16 protein-coding genes are annotated in these 17,731 nt (G+C 39.4%); 11 read left to right on the top strand and 5 right to left on the bottom strand.

The window, feature by feature from the left end:
- The first annotated feature begins 296 nt into the window (after window positions 1-296).
- From Q1R07_RS07850 to Q1R07_RS07830, 5 genes are all read left to right on the top strand, one after another.
- Window positions 297-2,996 carry an ATP-binding protein gene (locus Q1R07_RS07850; RefSeq protein ID WP_300488249.1) on the top strand — a complete coding sequence of 900 codons (2,700 nt, stop codon included), beginning with the start codon at window positions 297-299 and terminating at the stop codon, window positions 2,994-2,996.
- Window position 2,997: 1 nt separating this feature from the next.
- Entirely contained in the window at window positions 2,998-3,363 is a 366-nt protein-coding gene (locus Q1R07_RS07845; protein ID WP_300488246.1) for a response regulator, read from the top strand.
- A gap of 14 nt (window positions 3,364-3,377) precedes the next feature.
- Window positions 3,378-5,273, top strand: a complete 1,896-nt coding sequence (locus tag Q1R07_RS07840; RefSeq protein ID WP_300488243.1) for an acetate--CoA ligase — start codon at window positions 3,378-3,380, stop codon at window positions 5,271-5,273.
- 23 nt (window positions 5,274-5,296) lie between these two features.
- Window positions 5,297-7,204: an acetate--CoA ligase gene (gene acs, locus Q1R07_RS07835; protein ID WP_300488240.1), complete on the top strand. Its 1,908-nt coding sequence runs from the start codon at window positions 5,297-5,299 to the stop codon at window positions 7,202-7,204.
- Window positions 7,205-7,503: 299 nt separating this feature from the next.
- A complete protein-coding gene (locus tag Q1R07_RS07830; protein WP_300488237.1) occupies window positions 7,504-7,851 on the top strand; it encodes a hypothetical protein in 348 nt (115 codons plus the stop codon).
- On the opposite strand, the gene Q1R07_RS07825 is transcribed toward Q1R07_RS07830, so the two are convergent.
- Genes Q1R07_RS07825 through Q1R07_RS07815 form a run of 3 tightly spaced genes read right to left on the bottom strand, consistent with a single transcriptional unit; the run spans window position 7,846 to window position 11,305 of the window.
- Entirely contained in the window at window positions 7,846-8,451 is a 606-nt protein-coding gene (locus tag Q1R07_RS07825; RefSeq protein ID WP_300488234.1) for a 3'-5' exonuclease, read from the bottom strand. The genes Q1R07_RS07830 and Q1R07_RS07825 overlap by 6 nt on opposite strands.
- A gap of 4 nt (window positions 8,452-8,455) precedes the next feature.
- A complete protein-coding gene (locus tag Q1R07_RS07820; RefSeq protein ID WP_300488231.1) occupies window positions 8,456-10,378 on the bottom strand; it encodes a DUF294 nucleotidyltransferase-like domain-containing protein in 1,923 nt (640 codons plus the stop codon).
- Window positions 10,379-10,438: 60 nt separating this feature from the next.
- Window positions 10,439-11,305 carry an EamA family transporter gene (locus tag Q1R07_RS07815; RefSeq protein ID WP_300488229.1) on the bottom strand — a complete coding sequence of 289 codons (867 nt, stop codon included), beginning with the start codon at window positions 11,303-11,305 and terminating at the stop codon, window positions 10,439-10,441.
- 132 nt (window positions 11,306-11,437) lie between these two features.
- Between Q1R07_RS07815 and Q1R07_RS07810 the strand changes: the two genes are divergently transcribed.
- From Q1R07_RS07810 to arsB, 4 genes are all read left to right on the top strand, one after another.
- Window positions 11,438-11,767, top strand: a complete 330-nt coding sequence (locus Q1R07_RS07810; RefSeq protein WP_300488226.1) for a metalloregulator ArsR/SmtB family transcription factor — start codon at window positions 11,438-11,440, stop codon at window positions 11,765-11,767.
- Between the two features lie 72 nt (window positions 11,768-11,839).
- Complete coding sequence (locus tag Q1R07_RS07805) at window positions 11,840-12,289, top strand: DUF6428 family protein (RefSeq protein ID WP_300488223.1); 450 nt, start codon at window positions 11,840-11,842, stop codon at window positions 12,287-12,289.
- 6 nt (window positions 12,290-12,295) lie between these two features.
- The gene (locus Q1R07_RS07800) at window positions 12,296-12,919 is read left to right on the top strand and encodes a protein-tyrosine-phosphatase (protein ID WP_300488220.1); all 624 of its coding nucleotides are present in this window, start codon (window positions 12,296-12,298) and stop codon (window positions 12,917-12,919) included.
- Window position 12,920: 1 nt separating this feature from the next.
- Window positions 12,921-13,952 (top strand): ACR3 family arsenite efflux transporter, encoded by a 1,032-nt coding sequence (arsB, locus tag Q1R07_RS07795; RefSeq protein ID WP_300488217.1) that lies wholly within the window; start codon window positions 12,921-12,923, stop codon window positions 13,950-13,952.
- A gap of 106 nt (window positions 13,953-14,058) precedes the next feature.
- Here arsB and Q1R07_RS07790 read toward each other — a convergent pair whose 3' ends face one another.
- Window positions 14,059-14,781: a 3-ketoacyl-ACP reductase gene (locus Q1R07_RS07790; protein WP_300488214.1), complete on the bottom strand. Its 723-nt coding sequence runs from the start codon at window positions 14,779-14,781 to the stop codon at window positions 14,059-14,061.
- Window positions 14,782-14,785: 4 nt separating this feature from the next.
- Window positions 14,786-15,961, bottom strand: a complete 1,176-nt coding sequence (locus Q1R07_RS07785) for an MFS transporter (RefSeq protein WP_300488211.1) — start codon at window positions 15,959-15,961, stop codon at window positions 14,786-14,788.
- A gap of 100 nt (window positions 15,962-16,061) precedes the next feature.
- Here Q1R07_RS07785 and Q1R07_RS07780 point away from each other — a divergent pair, with 100 nt between their 5' ends.
- Window positions 16,062-16,751, top strand: coding sequence for an IclR family transcriptional regulator (locus Q1R07_RS07780; protein ID WP_300488208.1), 690 nt, complete (start codon window positions 16,062-16,064; stop codon window positions 16,749-16,751).
- A 124-nt stretch (window positions 16,752-16,875) separates the two neighbouring features.
- Window positions 16,876-17,731 (top strand): hypothetical protein (locus tag Q1R07_RS07775; RefSeq protein WP_300488206.1); only part of this gene is annotated, 856 nt, incomplete at its 3' end.

The following is a 17,731-nucleotide window of genomic DNA, read 5'->3' as shown; positions in this document are numbered from 1 at the left end:
ATGCCCTTATCGGAGAATATGATAGTGAAGATTAATCTATAACTACCTGGTTATTAATGGTACTCCGGAATTCTTTGGAACTCCGGGGTCCTTTGGTTTTGTAGAACACATGAAAAAACGGCACGAACAAAAATTAGTTATCTTATCTATAGTCTTATTACTGGCTTTTAATTTGCCATTGGTGCTTCTTTTTGATCACGCCGATGCCATTTTTGGAATCCCGGTAATTTACGGCTACTTTTTTTCCATATGGATTGTTTCAATAGTAGTTTCATTTTTAGTTGTTAAACGGTATTATGAGTAGTTATAGTTTACTGATCATATTGTTGTTTTATCTGGGAATCTTATTTTTTGTAGCCCATTGGGCCGAAAAAAAAGCCAACAGCAAATGGACAAACAATCCGTATGTGTATACTTTTTCGCTTGCCGTGTATTGCTCGGCCTGGACGTATTATGGAAGTATCGGAGTAGCGGCACAGTCGGGACTGAGTTACCTTACGGTATATCTGGGACCGATTATCATTATTCCGGCGTGGATTGTAATTTTGCGAAAGATCATCCGGATATCGCGTGTCAATAAAATTTCCAGTTTGGCCGATTTTATTTCTTTACGCTACGGAAACAGCCGTTTTCTAGGCGCGTTGGTTACTTTTATTAGTGTTGTCGGGATCATCCCGTATATCGCCTTACAATTAAAAGCAATTGCCGAAACCTTTACAATAGTAACCCAAACCTCGTTAAGTTCCAATGTGTTTAACGATACCACAACCTATGTAGCTATTGCGCTTGCCCTTTTTGCCTCCTATTATGGAACCCGTTATGTGGATGCTTCCGAAAAAAGAAAAGGAATTGTGACCGCCGTGGCAATGGAATCGGTTTTAAAACTCTTTTTCTTTATTCTGGTAGGCATATACGTAACCTATTTTGTATTTGACGGTTTCGAAGATATTTATGCCAAAGCCAGTCTGATAGAAGGTTTCCGCGAAAAGAATACCATAGGAGGGCTACCGCAGGCACTCAATTGGTTCTTTTTATGCTTACTGTCGTTATTTGCGATGTTTCTGTTACCGCGTCAATTTCAGATGGCGGTGGTCGAAAACAATCGGGAGAGTCATATTAAAACCGCGATCTGGTTGTTTCCGTTATACCTGTTACTGTTTAATATTTTTGTGTATCCGATCGCCTGGGGCGGAAATATCCTGTTTTCGGAAGGTACGGGAAATGCAGATACGTATTCGCTGTTGATTCCGCAATACTTTAATAATACAACGATAACGGTATTGGTATTTCTTGGTGGCTTTTCGGCTTCGATATCGATGATCGTGGTGGCTTCGATCGGATTATCGATTATGTTGAGTAACAACCTGTTGATTCCCTACGGATTTCTTGGGACGCTTCAAAGTGATGTTCAGGATAAAAACAGCAAACGGATTGTAAACATCCGTAAAGTGTGTATTTTTCTATTGATCATTGTTGCATATCTGATCTATCGTTTTTATGTATTGGATTACAACCTGTTTTCGATTGGATTGGTTTCTTTTGTGATTATGGCGCAACTGGCTCCGGCCTTTTTTGGAGCGTTATTATGGCGTCGCGGATCCCGTTTGGGCGCTATTTCCGGAATGTTAATCGGATTTTTAGTTTGCGTTTATACCTTGTTGATTCCATATGGTATCGGGATTACCAACAGCAGCAGTACCTTTATATCCGAAGGTTTAGCCGGAATCGAACTCTTAAAACCGTTTCAGTTATTCGGATTGGATTATCTGGCACCGATTCCACAGGCACTTTTCTGGAGTTTACTGTTTAATACGATCATTTATCTGGCGGTTTCCGTGAGTTTTAAAGGGAACTACCGCGAACGCAATTATGCCGAAATGTTTATCGACATCGACAAATACAGTACGATGCACGAAAACGCTTTTGTCTGGAAAGGAACGGCTTATACCCGTGATATCGAAAAAGTGCTCAAACGATTTTTGGGTGAAGAACGCACCAAACGGGCACTGACGATTTTTAATCTGAAATACAATGTCGATAAAAATCAGGAACAGGCCGATGCCCGATTGATCAAGTTTGCCGAAAACCTGCTTACGGGTCATATTGGAACCGCTTCGGCGCGAATATTGATTTCAAGTGTGGTAAAAGAAGAAAAAGTATCGCTACAGGAAGTATTGCATATTTTGGAAGAATCCCGCGAAAACATCATCATCAATAAAAAACTGACGGAAACGTCCAACGAATTAAAACAGATTACCGCCCAGTTGCAAAAAGCCAACGAACAGCTTTTGGAAAAAGACGCGCAGAAAGATGAATTTTTGGATACGGTAACCCACGAATTACGAACACCGATTACCGCGATAAAAGCTTCCAGTGAGATTTTGTACGACGATGACGACATTCCGGAAGAATTGCGCAAACAGTTTTTAAAGAACATTATATCGGAATCCGATCGTTTAAATAGGTTGATCAACAAAATTTTAGACCTCGAAAAATTCGAAACCGGAAAACAACAGATTCAGGCCACAAAAAACAGCCTGGATGATACAATAGTTACGGCTTTGGAACCGTTACAACAACTGATCCGCAACAAAAAGATAGCCGTAAATTTTGTTACCGAAACGGTAGCCGAAGCCTGGTATGACGAAGAACGGATTATACAGGTAATTACGAATCTGGTTTCAAATGCGGTAAAATTTTGCCCGGAAACGGAGGGTCAGATTTCAATAACGGTAACGGAAAGCGGAGCGTATTTGCTAACGAGCATCCGTGACAATGGAAAAGGAATTAATCCGGAAGACCTGGATGCGATTTTTGACAAATTTTACCAGTCGACTAATCAGAATATCAAAAAGCCGGTTGGCAGCGGACTCGGATTGGCCATCTGTAAGCAGATCGTCGAACATCATAAAGGACAAATATGGGCTGAAAATAAAGAAAACGGAGCGGTTTTCCATTTTACATTGCCCAAATACAATAGCACAGAAAATGAATAAGATGCGGAAAATTTTAATTGTAGACGACGAACCGAATATCGTCATGTCGTTGGAGTACACCTTTAAAAAGAACAATTACGAGGTATTTATTGCCCGTGACGGACAGGAAGCGCTGGAAATTTTAAAAGTCCAGCAGCCCGATATTATTATACTCGATGTCATGATGCCGATGGTCGACGGTTTTGCGACACTCGAGCAGATTAAAAAAGACGAGCGTTTACAGCATTGTAAAGTCATATTTCTGTCGGCTAAAAACAAGGAAAAAGATATTGAAAGAGGCCTTTCATTAGGTGCCGATTTATATATGACCAAGCCCTTTTCGGTCAAAAAACTGGTAGAGCAAACCAACGAATTGCTAACGGACTAAAACAACCACTTACCATGAATTATAATGAATTTTACCAACGAAGTCTGGATGATCCCGAAGGCTTCTGGAAAGAACAGGCCGATGTACTGGAATGGTATACGCGGCCACAAACGATACTGTCGCAGGACAAAAACGGTTATCCGTTATGGTTTGCCGATGGCGAACTGAATATTTGCTATTTAACGATCGACAAGCACATTCAGGATGGTCATGGCGATCAGGTGGCTTTTATCTACGATTCACCCGTAACCCAAACGATACGAAAATATACGTTTCACGAAGTAAAATCCGAAGTGGCAAAATTGGCTGGCGGATTAACGGCTTTAGGATTGACCAAAGGTGATACGGCGGTAATTTATATGCCCATGATTCCGCAGGTGGCTTTTGCCATGTTGGCCTGTGCCCGTATAGGCGTGACACATTCGATGGTTTTTGGCGGATTTGCCCCGCACGAATTGGCCATCCGAATTGACGATTCCAAACCCAAAGCCATTATTACAGCCTCTTCGGGAATTGAAATCGACCGATTGATCGCTTATAAACCTTTGGTTGACGAAGCGATTGAAATGGCAGCGCATAAACCGGAAAAAGTGATCATCTTTAATCGGAAATTAGGAGCGAAAATTCCGTTTCAGGACTATGATGTCGATTATGAAAAATTAGTTGCACAATCAGAAGAAGTCCCTTGTGTTCCGGTAGCGGCTACCCATCCGCTTTATATTTTGTACACTTCCGGGACTACGGGAAAACCAAAAGGAATTGTAAGAGATACAGGAGGTTATGCGACAGCACTTAAATTTACGATGCAATATGTATACGACATTCCGGAAGGCGAAACATTTTGGGCGGCATCCGATATGGGATGGGCGGTAGGACATAGTTATATTTTATACGGCCCGTTGTTAAACCGTAATACAACTGTCATCTTCGAAGGGAAACCGATTAAAACTCCGGATGCGAGTACCTATTGGCGGATCATTGCCGAACACAAAGTACGCATTATGTTTACCGCGCCAACAGCCATTCGCGCCATTAAAAAAGAAGATCCCGACGGGAACTTTATCAAAAAATACGATTTAAGTTATCTGAAAATACAGTTTTTAGCCGGTGAGCGTTGTGATGTGGCTACGCTGGAATGGTACCGACAACACGTACCGGTTCCAGTTATTGATCATTGGTGGCAGACGGAATCCGGATGGCCGATGATTGCCAACATGATGGGAGTGGAATACCTACCGGTAAAACCCGGATCGGCCGGGAAAGCCGTTACCGGTTATGAAATCGTTATTTTTGACGAAAACGGAAAAGAATTAGCGCCAAATGAAGAAGGATATGTGGTAATAAAACTACCTTTGCCGCCGGGAACCATGTTGGGTCTTTGGGAAGACGAAAACCGCTTTAAAGCCGGGTATTTAACCCGTTTCCCGGGCTATTATTTTTCGGGCGACGGTGGTTACAAAGACAACGAAGGTTATATTTACATAACCGGTCGTGTAGATGATGTGATCAATGTTGCGGGACACCGTCTTTCGACTGCCGAAATGGAAGAAATTGTAGCGTCACACAATGCAGTGGCCGAATGTGCCGTTATAGGAATTAACGATGCCTTAAAAGGTCAGATTCCATTGGCATTGGCCGTTATTAAATCGGGGGATGCAACCGAACATTTTCAACTGGAATATGAAGTTGTTCAGCTTGTCCGCGAAAAAATAGGCGCTGTCGCTTCGTTGCGAAATGTGATCGTTGTGCAGCGTTTACCGAAAACCCGTTCCGGGAAAATCCTTCGCAAATTACTGCGAAGTATAGTAGATGGTGAAAAATACCAAATCCCGTCCACCATCGATGACGAAACCATCATCGGTGAAGTAACCGAAGCCTTTACAACCTATGGCATCGGTGCATTTAAATAGAATATGAAAAAAATAAACACACTATGAGTTATTATAAAATAAACAACTTAGAAGAATACTTCAAACACTATAAAAAATCGATCCGGGAGCCACGTAAATTCTGGGGAAAAATTGCCGAAGAAAATTTTACATGGTACCAAACCTGGGATAAAGTAATGGAGTTTGATATGGCCGAAGCCGATATTAAATGGTTTACCAATGCGAAAGTCAACATTACTAAAAACTGTATTGACCGTCATTTGGCCAAAAGAGGGAATAAAAACGCGATTATTTTTGAGCCGAACGATCCGAAAGAACCGGCTCAATATATAACCTATAACGAATTGTATGACCGTGTGGCTAAAATGGCCAATGTATTGCGCGAACAGGGCATTAAAAAAGGCGATCGTATCTGTATTTATTTACCGATGATTCCGGAATTGGCCGTGGCTGTGTTGGCCTGTGCGCGGATTGGAGCGATTCATTCGGTTGTTTTCGCCGGATTTTCAGCTTCGGCAATCGCCTCCCGTGTAATCGACTGCGGTTGTAAAATGGTAATCACTTCCGATGGAGCTTATAGAGGTAACAAAACCATCGACCTAAAATCGATTGTGGATGAAGCCCTTGAAAAATGTCCAACGGTTACCAGTGTGTTGGTTGCTAAAAGAACAAACACGGAAGTAAAAATGAAAGAAGGTCGCGATTTATGGTTGCAACCCTTACTGGATGAAGCGATTCCGAATAATGTAGCCGAAATTATGGATGCGGAAGATCCGTTATTTATCCTGTATACGTCCGGTTCGACCGGAAAACCGAAAGGAATGTTGCATACTACGGCAGGTTATATGGTGTATACCGCCTATACGTTTAAAAACATATTCAATTACGAAGAAAACGATATTTACTGGTGTACGGCCGATATTGGCTGGATAACCGGACATTCCTATATTTTATACGGACCACTTTTAAACGGCGCTACGACCGTAATCTTTGAAGGTGTACCGTCGTATCCGGATTTCGGACGTTTTTGGGATGTGATCGACAAACATAAAGTGAGTCAGTTTTATACCGCACCAACAGCAATCCGTTCGTTAGCCAAAGAAAGTACCGAATGGGTGGATAAACACGATTTATCCTCTTTAAAAGTAATCGGATCCGTAGGAGAACCGATCAACGAAGAGGCGTGGCACTGGTATAATGATCATGTCGGAAAGAAAAAATGTCCGATTGTCGATACCTGGTGGCAAACCGAAACGGGTGGTATTATGATTTCTCCGGTTCCATTTGTAACACCAACCAAACCGACCTATGCGACCTTACCATTACCGGGAATTCAGCCGGTATTGATGGACGAAAAACGCAACGAAATCGAAGGGAACCAGGTTGTAGGTAGCTTGTGTGTCAAATTCCCATGGCCGTCGATTGCCCGTACAATTTGGGGTGATCATCAGCGTTATAAAGAAACGTATTTCTCGGCTTTCCCGGGTAAATATTTTACCGGTGACGGTGCTTTGCGTGATGAAGTCGGATATTATCGAATCACCGGTCGGGTAGACGATGTGGTGATTGTTTCCGGTCATAACTTAGGAACCGCGCCAATTGAAGATGCGATTAACGAACATCCGGCAGTGGCAGAATCGGCTATCGTAGGTTTCCCGCATGATATCAAAGGAAATGCTTTGTATGGTTTTATTATCTTAAAAGAAATCGGAGAGTACCGTGATCGTGATAACCTGCGAAAAGAGATCAACGAACACGTAGCGAGTCATATCGGACCCATTGCCAAACTGGACAAGATCCAATTCGTATCGGGATTACCAAAAACGCGTTCCGGAAAAATCATGCGCCGTATTTTGCGTAAGATCGCGGAAGGCGATTTCTCGAACTTTGGAGATATCACAACCTTATTAAATCCTGAAATCGTAGAAGAAATTAAAAACGAACGTTTGTAATTCCTTTTTGGTTTGATATTTAAAAAAGCATCCTACTTAGTAGGATGCTTTTTTGTTAACGGATAGACAAATAGATCAAAATAAGGATATTTATAGTCGTTATGTTGTCAATTAGTGTTTTATGAATTCTATTTATTGTTTTAATTAAACTCAAAAACATGCGAAATCCGGATCAATATAAAATAAAGTATAAGCACCGCATTTTTATAGTTTTTATGATTTATGCATTACTACTAATTTTTACGATAAATTTTGTTATTGATGTTAATCTGCATGGATGTTTTGTCTATTCGATAAGCATGGAGAGCAGATTATGTGATATTCTTATGAGTCTATTGGGATTTATCCCGTTAATCGTATTTTCGAGACAGCTTTATAAAAACTATATACGGCTAAAAATAGAAGGGGATACCTTGAAAATTAAACGGGTTTTTACCAAACCTGATTCGATCCATAAAAACAACATTATTGTAGAAAGGGAAAAAGAAGAGCAAGGCGGTAATTTAAAAAAGCATGAAAACCGTTTTTTTATTCTAAGAGACAGAAGTAATCCCAATGTCAAGATAAAAATATCAGAGTATTATGTCCGGAATTATAAAGAAATCCTGGAATATTGTCAATTAGAAATGTGTTCCGATACCTTATAATTTCAGTTTCCGTTTTAGTTTTAAAAATAACAAAGCAATAATATAGGCATCACCGGAAGCCGTATGGCGGTCGCTTTTTTTGATTTTAAAGATGTCGCATAGTTCATCCAGATTGTGATGTTTGTCTTCCGGAAGATTTTTAAATTTCTGATACATCACATCTACATCCAACATGACATTTTTAAGTTTACCAAGATTCAAACGTTTCAGCGCCTGATTGATCATTTCGACATCAAAATTGATGTTATGTCCCACCAGAGTAGCATCTTTTATAAAATCAAGGAAACGGATAATCGCTTCTGCTTCGATAATCTTTTCTTCTTTACCTTCTTTTAAAATTCCGGTCAGAATAGCATTTTCCGGATTAAAAACATCCTGTTTTAGGAAGGCTTCAAAAAAATCACCCACTTTAATTTCGTCATTAACCACCGAAATAGCGCCTATGGAAAGGATGACATCATCTTTCCAATCCAAGCCGGTCGTTTCGGTGTCAAAAACAATATAGCGCTTCGGTCCGTTTTGTTCTTCTTTGTCAAAATGGGCCAAATATTGTTTCCAAAATTGCGGGATGTCTTTTCCTGTAAGCCAGTCTAATACCATAATATTATGTGAAATAGGTCAATTGAAAGCGGTTTTTAATCAAATCCTGTATGTCGTTTATCGGTTGAAAGCAGTTTTTAAGTTTTACCTTATCCACTTTCGAAAGTTCCTGCATGTTGATATAACCTCCGTTGGAATTGTTTTGCAAGCCTTCGTCGGTTCGGAACCAAGTTAACGTATTAAATGCCTCGGCACACTCCAGATACAAATCGGAATTTTGTTCTTCCATATCCGCCAGCTTTTTAAAACGCTGATACGTATTGGTAATTCCTTTAATACCACGACTAATGGTTAACACACGTGCGGCGTCGACCAATGGCATGATGGCTCTGTTTTTAATATCAAAAGCATCTTTGTGTTCTTCGTCCTGTTCCAGTAAAAACTGTCGGAAGAAACCTAGTGGAGCCGGTTTTTTGATGGCATTGGTTCCTAAAAATGCATAGAACAACTGGTTGTTATCGGTGCTGTTAAAAATGCTTTCCGTTAGGGAATTTTCAAAGGAAACATCACCATGAATCAGATCGTAATCAAAGAAAATCGTACTGAGATTAATTCCTTTTTCACCTGGAGTATTAATCCATGTATTGTATTGTTTAATCCAGTCTGTCAGTGATTTACACCAAAGCTCATTGTTTGCCATAAGTCCTTGTGGACACGGTTCGTAACCGATTTTTTCCAAAGTTTCGATAACCTTTTCTGCCAATTGTAAAAAGTATTGTTTTACATCGTCATAACGTTCGGCTTCCACATCTTCGAAGATCAGAATATTGTCGACATCGGTCAATAACAACTGTTCTTTTCGCCCCTGACTTCCCAGGTTAAACCAGGCAAAACGGGTAGGAGGTGGTGTTTCCATTTTTTCAATTGCCAGATCGATTGCTCTTTTTGTCAGGGCAATATTGATTTCGGCAGCAACACTGGTAATATGCGTGATCGGGATATTTTTATCGATTGAATTCTGTATCAGATCGGTCAGTTTATCCCGAACGGCTTTTAATTCTTTCGAACGTGTGGCCCGACGGGTTAATTTTAATAGAATTCCCGGATTATTGGCTTGTGCCGCCACAATATCGTGTTCGGTAATAATACCGGTGGCCGGGCTTTTTTCCGTTCCGTCGCGAGTCACACATAAATGACCAACATTGTGTTTTAACAGCATCATCTGCGCTTCGGCAATCGAAATATTTTCCGGTACGGTAATGACCGGCGACGACATGATTTTATCAGCCGTTGTATCGATTGAAAACAATCCGGTGGCAATTTTGGAACGCAAATCCTTATCGGTTATAATCCCGATCGGCAACTGATTATCATGAATGATCACACTGCCAATACGACTATTGGACATCGTTTGCGCAATATGTTTGATGATATCGCTGGAACTGGCTGTAATCGGGTTTTTAGTATATTTAATAGGCTGAAAATACTGGATATCCGTAGCGCTTTGTTCGTCGAAAATAATATTTTCCGAAATTAATTTTCCGCGGTGATCCTTGTCATACGGATTACGCGTATTGGAGGCAAAACTTTCCAGCAGGAAATTCTGCACATTTGTATTATTAGCCACATAGGGCTGAAAAACCGCTATTGGAATCGCATATACGATACTTTCCTCACGGGCTTTTGCCGTCATCAGGTAATTGTTTTTAGCAAAAAAAGGACGCAATCCCAGAATATCGCCCTCATCGCATTTATCGATCAGGAATTCTTCCGCATCGGAAATAACCGATAGCCCGATTGCACCGTTTGCAACCACATAAAAATCACTATGGGTAGCATCGCCCACTTTAAAAAGGATCTGGTGTTTTTCCAGATATTTAACACTGATATGTTCGGAAATAGCCACTAATTCCTGGTAAGTTAAACTGGTAAAAGGGGGATAGTGTTTTAAAAAATCCGCTATTCTTTCTGCAATGGGGTTTTTCATGATCGGGAATTAATTCTTAAAAATACTAAATTTTATAGAACTTCAAAATATAAAATAGCGTTAAAGTGTATACAATTGTGAAGCCGTGATCACGATAATGGCCAGAAAAGCCAGGAAAATCCCGATAGCATTAAGTCGGCTGATTTTTTCTTTAAAGACTAATGTTCCGGCCAATGTTCCCAACAGGATTACTCCGAAATTCATAGAAGCAAAAACCGTTGAAGGGTTGTCGTGTAAGGCTTTGTGCGCTTTTAGGTAAAACAAAATATTCCCAAAGTTAAGTACTCCCAGAGCCAAACCAAATAGTACACTTTTCCCGTTTACTTTTTCTTTTTTGACCAAAAGGGTATACAATGTAATTGCCGTTGAAACCACCAATGCGCCACAGAAAACCATAAACAGCGAAGTTGTATACGGAATTTCGGTATAAGCAGCGATTAGTTTAAAACAAACATCAATAATTCCGAATCCCAACAACACGATTATCGGATACCACCAATTATTTTTTTCGCTTGTCGTGGTTTCATTTCGGTATAAAACCAAAAAAATAGCCGTAAAACCAATCGCCAGACCGATCCATTTTATCGGACTAATTGTTTCGTTAAAAACCAGAAAAGCCGCTAGGATTGAAATGATTAGCGAAAATCGCTGTGCGATGTCGGTTTTTACAATTCCGATATGGCGAACCGATGCTGCCAAAACCAGAAAAACCGTAGGCAATAATAGCGCTAGTATACCGTATAACGACCACGGTGCGTTGGATGTAATTGTAGTGGTATCGGGCTGATACGCCACATAACATAAAATGATGGCTACGATATAATTATAATTGATCATTTGCTGAAACGAAACCGTATAGCGCTTGGCTATTTTAAAAAGGATTCCGACGGATACGCTGCAAAGTATACTAAAAATTAAAAAGTGCATTTTAAAAGGATGTATTTTGAAAAGTGATGTAAAGGTAAAGCGCAATATTTAGATTTTATGGTATATGGTAAAAAAAAAATCATTGCGAATTCAATTTAATATCGTAATATTGCGATAATATAATATACCACCATGGGAATAACAAAAACAGAAATATTTACCGATAATCAAAACCGATTGGCTACCATCTTTAAAGTTTTGGGACATCCGGCCCGAATTGCGATACTAAACCATATTATTAATCAGAAAGCCTGTATCTGTAATGATCTGGTATCCGAATTAGGTTTGGCACAGGCAACGATTTCCCAGCATTTAAAGGAGTTGAAAAATATTGGTATTATCAAAGGCACTATCGAAGGAAAATCGGTTTGCTATTGTATCGATGAAAATGTATGGGAACTAATCAAAGGGGAACTAGCGCTTTTTTTCAATCAAGATGTAACGGTAGACAAATGCTGTTAGGCATTTTTTTACTTTTTATAATCGTTATATTGCAATATTACATTTTAAATATATTATTATAAATTCCATATTATGAAACTATCAGAAATCAAAAACATTTTGCCAAGCCTGGATACAGTGGTATTCCAGCTCGAAAACGGAACTTTTGTACCGGAACATTTCCATGTTACTGAAGTAGGAAAGATAACCCGTCACTTTATAGATTGTGGTGGAACAATTCGAAATGAAAACGTGATCAATTTTCAGTTATGGGACGCCGATGATTATGAACACCGCTTGAAGCCTGCAAAATTGTTGCATATCATTCAGCTATCGGAAGAGAAACTGGGTATTACGGATACTACTATCGAAGTGGAATACCAATCGGAAACCATCGGAAAATATGATTTGGATTTTGACGGCAGGCATTTTATCTTAAAAAATAAACAAACCGCTTGTCTGGCAGATGATGCTTGCGGTTTGCAGGATGATCAAAATGCACAGAAAAAATCCTGCTGTTCGTCGGATTCCGGATGCAATTAGAAAATTATGAATCGCTATCCAATACTAACCGATACCATCCGACTTTTGGAACAGGAACAAACCATTAGTCGGGAACGCAAAACCGTTTTACAACCTTTAATCGACTATATACAGCAAAAAGTAACCGATAAACAGGCCGTCAACCTCATCTTTATCTGCACGCATAATTCCCGTAGAAGTATTTTTTCGCAGGTATGGGCTCAAGTTGCAGCTTCCCGGTATGGGATTTCCAATGTATACTGTTATTCGGGTGGAACAGAAGTAACAGCCGTATTTCCAAAAGTAATCGAAACGTTGTCGAACCAGGGATTTAACACTATCATGATTTCGGAAGAAAACAATTCCGTATACGCAATAAAATATAGTGATACGGCATTTCCGGTAATTGGTTTTTCAAAAAAATACGATCATTTCTATAATCCGGTATCGGAATTTGGAGCCGTTATGACCTGTTCGGAAGCCGATGGCGGTTGCCCGTTTATAGCTGGTGCCGAAAAGAGAATTGCGATTACTTATGAAGATCCCGGATTTTCGGATTCCACACCGGAACAATCGGTCGTATATGCCAGCCGTAGTTTACAGATTGCGACCGAAATGCTATATGTTTTTTCAATGATAAAATTAACCTGATATGCGATCCGAATTAAAATTTACAGATCGTAATCTTACGGTATTAATCTTTTTTGCAATGGCCATTGGGATAGGTCTAGGACATTTTATTCCGGCTATCCCGAATGCTATCAGTACATTATCCGTAGGAGCCACCAATATTCCGCTTGCTATCGGTTTATTGTTGATGTTGTATCCGCCATTAGCAAAAGTGGATTATTCGCTATTACCGATGGCTCTTAAAAACAGAAAAGTGATTGGTATATCATTATTGCTCAACTGGGTTGTAGGACCGCTTTTAATGTTTGTAATTGCCATTTTGTTTCTGGCTGACGAACCCGAATATAGGAGCGGTTTGATATTAATCGGACTGGCCCGATGTATCGCTATGGTTCTGGTATGGAACGATCTGGCCAAAGGGAACAATGAATATGCGGCTTTATTGGTTGCTTTAAACAGTATTTTTCAGATACTGATGTATGGTTTCTTTGTTTGGTTGTTTATTACAGTATTACCCGAAAAACTAGGATTGGCCAACTTTAGTATGACCGTTGCGATGGACGATGTGATGCAGAGTGTTTTGTTGTACCTCGGAGTGCCGTTTTTAGCGGGCTTTTTAAGTCGATATTGGTTGATCAAATTTAAAGGGATCCATTGGTATAACCGAAAATTTATTCCCCGTATCGCACCGGTAACCTTATATGCATTATTGTTTACTATTGTTGTGATGTTTAGTCTGAATGGAGCAAAAATACTGGAATTACCGGCTGATGTTATTACAATAGCAATACCGCTAACCGTATATTTTGTATTGATGTTTATGTTAAGTTTTAGCATCAGTAAAAAACTAAAGATACCGTATAGCCAAAATGCAGCAATAGCTTTTACGGCTTCGGGAAATAACTTCGAACTGGCCATTGCGATTAGCATAGCTGTCTTTGGAGTTCATTCGCCACAGGCCTTTGTAGGGGTTATCGGTCCTTTGGTTGAAGTTCCGGTGTTGATTGCCTTAGTAAAGGTTAGTTTATGGTTAAAAAAGAATTATTATCCCTAATGATTGGGTCACTCTATAACAACAGCTTTAATCGGTTATCATAAAAAAATCCTGTAACGAATTACAGGATTTTTACATTAGCGTAGGTTATATATAGTAGGTTTTACTATGGATTTGTTGACCAAAGGCTTACGTCTTTTACAAAAGCCCTACGGTTTAATTTTAATTGTGAAACCAATACTTCTGCGAAATCTTCCGGCTGTAGTACACTTTCCAGATTACCGTCCGTCAGGTTTAGGTTTACCGATAAATCGGTTGCAATTGTACTCGGATTCATTGTAAACACCCGGATATTCGATTTACGAACCTCCTGCATCAACGCTTCCGACAAACCGTTTAGTCCGAATTTCGACGCACTATACGCACTTGTCAACGCAGAACCACGCTGTCCAGCACTAGAAGCCACGTTAATAATATCACCAGTTTGACGTTCCAACATTTCCGGCAATACGGCACGGATTACATAATAAGCACCTAAAAGGTTTACTTTAATAATGTTTTCCCATTCGCTTACTTCATAATCCATAAACTTGGCGAATTTTCCGATACCTGCATTATTGATCAAAATGTCAATAGCACCAATTTTAGCTTTTAGATTTGTAATAGCCGTGGTAACCGAATTAAAATCGGCCACATCTGCCGTTTCAAACTCGATAGTAACGTTAGGATATTCCTTTTGAATAGCCGTTTTTAGATCGGCTAAATCCGATTCAGTTCGCGATACTAACGCCAAATTAACCCCTTCGGCAGCCAATGCGAATGCCACCGCTTTTCCTAATCCTTTTCCCGCTCCGGTAATCAGAGCCGTTTTTCCTTTTAATTGTTCCATATTGTTATGCTTTACATGTAATTAAAGTAGTTTCTTTTTGTTTTCGGTGGAAAAATAAAGCCAACGCGATTAAAATCCCGACAAAAGCCAGCGCAAAGCCGACCCAATCCGGTGACGTATAGCCATAACCCATCGTTAGTGGAATACCAGCCAGATAAGCCCCTAAGGCATTTCCGGCATTCATCGCCGCCGGACTGATGGACGATCCCAAGATTTCGGCTCCTTTTGCCGATTGCATCATCATAATCTGAACTGGTGCTACGATCGCAAAAGCCACCGCACCAATCACAAATGTCATAATCGTTACCGTAATCTGATTATCGGCTACAAAAGTAAGCAACATCAAAACGATACACATTCCGATTAGTAAACCGATGGTAGCCATAAGAGGCGAATAGGTATCCGATAATTTTCCACCCAGAAAATTCCCGAATGTCATTCCCAATCCGGCTACGACCATCAAATACGTAACCGCACCGGCATCGAATTTGGACACTTCGGTAAACAAGGGCGCAATATAACTATACCAGCTAAAAAAGCCACCGGTACCGATAATCGCAATGGCCAATACAAGCCATAAATCGACACGTTTAAAAATAGCCAGATCCTTTTTAAAGCTCGAATTCTCATTGGCCTGAAATTTTGGAAGCCAATAGATGATACTCACAATCGTTAGCAACCCGATCACACCGACGATACAAAATGTAATCCGCCAGTCGATATAGTGGCCAATATAGGTTCCCAACGGAACACCGATTACATTGGCTATTGTCAGCCCCGAAAACATCACCGCGATAGCCTGAGCTGTTTTTCCTTCTTTAGCCAGTTTTCCGGCAACAACGGCACCGATTCCAAAAAACGTTCCGTGCGGTAAACCGGATAAAAATCGCAAAATCAATAAGGACCAATAATCGTTGGCTACGGCCGATAAGCTATTAAAAACCATAATCCATGCGGCAAGTATGATCAAAGCCGTTTTAGGCGGTTTATTTTGAAGAAAAATCGTTAAAAACGGAGCGCCAACCACCACACCCAACGCGTAGGCTGAGATAAAATGACCGGCTTCCGGAATTGAAATTTTAAGCGAAGCCGCCAGATCGGGCAGGATTCCCATCATTACAAATTCCGTCATTCCAATGGTAAAAGCTCCGATAGCCAGAGCAATAAGTCCTTTTTGCATATAAAAAATTAGTTGTTTTGGGCGCAAAAATCCGCTAATTTTGAAACTTTAAGGTTAATTAAAATTTAAAAAGCCTTTTTATTCATTATTATTGAATTTTATGATACAGTCGGTAAAAAGAGCCTTCGATATATTGGAATATATCACGCAAAACGGAAACCTGGTACGCCTCAACGATATCGCCAACGCACTGGAATTACAGAACACGACGGTGCATAATTTATTACATACGCTAAAAGACCTGGGTTATGTGGAACAGGACGAATTGAGTCCGCGGTACCGGGTAACGACCAAAATGCAATGTATTTATCCGCCGCCGGTATCGGTATCGGTTTTAAAAAACACCTTGCGTCCCACGCTGGAAAAAATCACCGAACTGACCAATGAAACCTCATATTTATCGGTACAAATGGGAACCTATTTCCGTCACGAACTGATTTCGGAACCCGACCGGTCGGTTAAAATCTCCTTGGAACTCAACAAAGACTATGAAATGACCCGAACAGCGATCGGAAAAGTATTTATGGCGCATTCGGAACACTTGCAAAATACGCTGCTTAAAAATTTGGACGAACCAGTACAAAAGAAGTTACAAGCGGAATTAAGCGAAATTTTAAAAAATGGCTATGCTTTGGATCTGGAAGAATATGAACCGGATTTAAACTGTGCCGCGATTCCGTATTACCAAAACAATAGAGTAGTGGCGGTGCTATGCGTATCCGGACCGGCTTTTCGTTATAAACTTCCGGAAATGATGAAAGCAATAGAAATTATGAATGGGGTGAAGTGAATTTTTTGTAAATTAATAGTTTTTTGTTTTAAAAAAGTTATATTTAATATTAAATATTAGTGTTAACTTTATTGGTAATGCTTTACAAGGTATTTATGAATAATAACCAACAAACAGAATAAATATGGAAATAGAATTTACAGAAGAAAATATTAATAAATTATTTGGTTCTGAAGCGGCTGAAGATGAAACTTTTGAAAGATTACAATCATATTATTTTAAGAGTAATACTCATGATAAGGTAGTTGCTGATTTACCTCTTCGTATTTTGGTTGGTCATAAGGGTATAGGAAAATCTGCTTTATTTAAAATAGCAATGAATGAAGATTTAACAAAAGGTAGATTACCTATTCTTGTAAAACCAGATGATATTGCTGATTTAGCATATAACTCGCAAGATTTCCATCAAATAATTAGAGATTGGAAAAGAGGCCTTCAAATTATTATTGCTCAAAAAGTTATGAATTCTTACGGTATCAGTGCAGATCCAGGTTTTTTGGATAAATTAAAGGGCTATTCGGGTAAATTTATGTCATTCATTACTGAAACATCTAAAAAATTTTTGGATGAATATGTAGATTTAGAATCCTCAAAAAAAGCTTTAGTTAGCAATTTTCTAAAGAATAAAAAAATTATAATTTATATTGATGATTTAGACAGAGGATGGCAAAGTAAAAAAGAAGATATTACACGTATTTCTGCATTGTTAAATGCGGTTCGGGATATGAGTAATGATAATGAAGGTCTTCATTTTAGAATTTCACTAAGATCAGATGTTTATTATTTGGTTAGGACCTCTGATGAATCGACAGATAAAATTGAATCTTCGGTTGTTTGGCATAGTTGGAATAATCATGAAATTTTACTTTTACTTATAAAAAGGATTCAAACTTTTTTAAATAAAGATTTCAATGTTGATAATTTGAGGAAGCTAGAGCAATTTCGATTGTCATATTATTTGAACAATGTTTTTGAAGAAA

The sequence above is a fragment of the Flavobacterium sp. genome (assembly GCF_030146175.1).
Classification (GTDB): domain Bacteria; phylum Bacteroidota; class Bacteroidia; order Flavobacteriales; family Flavobacteriaceae; genus Flavobacterium.
The sequence above is the reverse complement of the archived record's forward strand: the minus strand, read 5'-3'. Positions and strand labels throughout refer to the sequence as shown.

Bases quoted from the DNA above. Each gene is read 5' to 3' on its own strand.
- Q1R07_RS07850 (WP_300488249.1), top strand. From the start codon at position 297: ATGAGTAGTTATAGTTTACTGATCATATTGTTGTTTTATCTGGGAATC.
- Q1R07_RS07845 (WP_300488246.1), top strand. From the start codon at position 2,998: ATGCGGAAAATTTTAATTGTAGACGACGAACCGAATATCGTCATGTCG.
- Q1R07_RS07840 (WP_300488243.1), top strand. From the start codon at position 3,378: ATGAATTATAATGAATTTTACCAACGAAGTCTGGATGATCCCGAAGGC.
- acs (WP_300488240.1), top strand. From the start codon at position 5,297: ATGAGTTATTATAAAATAAACAACTTAGAAGAATACTTCAAACACTAT.
- Q1R07_RS07830 (WP_300488237.1), top strand. From the start codon at position 7,504: ATGGAGAGCAGATTATGTGATATTCTTATGAGTCTATTGGGATTTATC.
- Q1R07_RS07825 (WP_300488234.1), bottom strand. From the start codon at position 8,451: ATGGTATTAGACTGGCTTACAGGAAAAGACATCCCGCAATTTTGGAAA.
- Q1R07_RS07820 (WP_300488231.1), bottom strand. From the start codon at position 10,378: ATGAAAAACCCCATTGCAGAAAGAATAGCGGATTTTTTAAAACACTAT.
- Q1R07_RS07815 (WP_300488229.1), bottom strand. From the start codon at position 11,305: ATGCACTTTTTAATTTTTAGTATACTTTGCAGCGTATCCGTCGGAATC.
- Q1R07_RS07810 (WP_300488226.1), top strand. From the start codon at position 11,438: ATGGGAATAACAAAAACAGAAATATTTACCGATAATCAAAACCGATTG.
- Q1R07_RS07805 (WP_300488223.1), top strand. From the start codon at position 11,840: ATGAAACTATCAGAAATCAAAAACATTTTGCCAAGCCTGGATACAGTG.
- Q1R07_RS07800 (WP_300488220.1), top strand. From the start codon at position 12,296: ATGAATCGCTATCCAATACTAACCGATACCATCCGACTTTTGGAACAG.
- arsB (WP_300488217.1), top strand. From the start codon at position 12,921: ATGCGATCCGAATTAAAATTTACAGATCGTAATCTTACGGTATTAATC.
- Q1R07_RS07790 (WP_300488214.1), bottom strand. From the start codon at position 14,781: ATGGAACAATTAAAAGGAAAAACGGCTCTGATTACCGGAGCGGGAAAA.
- Q1R07_RS07785 (WP_300488211.1), bottom strand. From the start codon at position 15,961: ATGCAAAAAGGACTTATTGCTCTGGCTATCGGAGCTTTTACCATTGGA.
- Q1R07_RS07780 (WP_300488208.1), top strand. From the start codon at position 16,062: ATGATACAGTCGGTAAAAAGAGCCTTCGATATATTGGAATATATCACG.